At 70.5% G+C, this 339-nt stretch carries 1 protein-coding gene; it reads right to left on the reverse strand.

The annotated features are described in order from the left end of the window. Positions 1–210: 210 nt before the first annotated feature. On the reverse strand, positions 211–339 hold a 129-nt coding region (locus PUR26_RS02255; protein ID WP_329868609.1), incomplete at its 5' end, for a GNAT family N-acetyltransferase.

The following is a 339-nucleotide window of genomic DNA, read 5'->3' on the forward strand; positions in this document are numbered from 1 at the left end:
CCGCCGGCGTGTTCGATGTTCACGAGAAGCGACAGCACCCGCGCGCCGGTGAGAATGTTGCCGCTCCAGGCGGACCCTGAGAGCAACGCGAAGCTCCTCTCGAGCGGAAGAGACGGCTCCCGCTGGCCGATCGTAGACCTTGAGGTCGCCGAAGCGGCCCACGGTGACCTCGGTGGGGGTTGCGGACCGAATGTCGGGCACGTCGCGGTCCTAGCGGCCGGCCGCCGGGTGCCACGCGCGGCGGAGGAGGCCGAACACCCCGGAGTCGGAGACCTCGCCGTTGACGACGCAGTCCTCGCGGAGGGTGCCCTCGCGGACGAAGCCGAGCTTCTCCAGGAC

It is taken from the genome of Streptomyces sp. SP18CS02, from assembly GCF_036322365.1.
Taxonomy (GTDB): Bacteria; Actinomycetota; Actinomycetes; order Streptomycetales; family Streptomycetaceae; genus Streptomyces.